An 857-nucleotide genomic window follows, 5' to 3' on the forward strand; every position below is an offset into this window, starting at 1 on the left:
GTCCGGCCGGACCGGGCCGTCACGCCAGCAGCCGCTGTGGGCGATCGCGGTCCTCTCGACGGCCTTGGCCAGGTTCGCCCACAGGTGCCATCGGTCGCTGACCTGCACCGCGTGGGGTGCCCCGGTGCGGATCGCCTCGGCATAGGCTGCCGAGCCGTCGCGGCATACGACCTGCACACCGGGATGTTCGCGCAGCCACGCGGCCAGGGTTTCGGCCTTGCGATCGGGTAGCACATCGACACGGCGATGGGTGACCGCGTCTATCAGCAACGTGGCATAGCGGCGGCCCCGGCGTAGCGCGAAGTCATCCACGCTGAGCACGGTCGGAACCGGACGATCGGGGATCGACGTCGCCATCAGCACCCGCAGCACGGTGCTGCGGGAGACCCGAGCACCGATCCGGGACAGCACGGCTGCACCGGCACGACCGGCGGCCACGACGGCCAGGTCAGCGACCAGCGCGGTCAGCGCCCGGGTCCGCCGCGCCCACCGCCTGGTCAGCATCGGCACCTGCTCCCGAAACGTTCGCCGCGGGCAGGACGGCATCACACAGACCAGGCGACGGACCCGCAACTGCACGACCACCGCACGGCCACCGACCGGAAGATCAGCCAGACGCCGCTGGTGATACGCATGGACCCGCTCGCTGAGCTGCCCGCAATCCGGGCAGGCCACCGCGGTCACCGAGGTCCGGGCGACCACGCCCACCATCGTCCCCTGATCGAGCACCTGCTCGATCACCAGCGAAGACAAGCCAGGAAAGATCGTCCCGATCAGATCACACGGGCATCATGATCATGCACAGGTCAGACCACATAGGATCCCGGGTCCTCGACCACCGTTTCTGCGCCAGAGCC

Annotated in this window: 1 protein-coding gene; it reads right to left on the reverse strand. The window is 69.3% G+C overall.

Going from position 1 to position 857, the window contains the following annotated elements:
- The coding region (locus tag WH85_RS46195) for an ISL3 family transposase (protein WP_157411673.1) at positions 1 to 753 on the reverse strand (753 nt) is incomplete at its 3' end.
- Positions 754 to 857 lie beyond the last annotated feature (104 nt).

Origin of the sequence: Actinoplanes rectilineatus, assembly GCF_000962825.1 — a bacterium.
In the GTDB taxonomy this organism is placed as follows: Bacteria; Actinomycetota; Actinomycetes; order Mycobacteriales; family Micromonosporaceae; genus Actinoplanes; species Actinoplanes rectilineatus.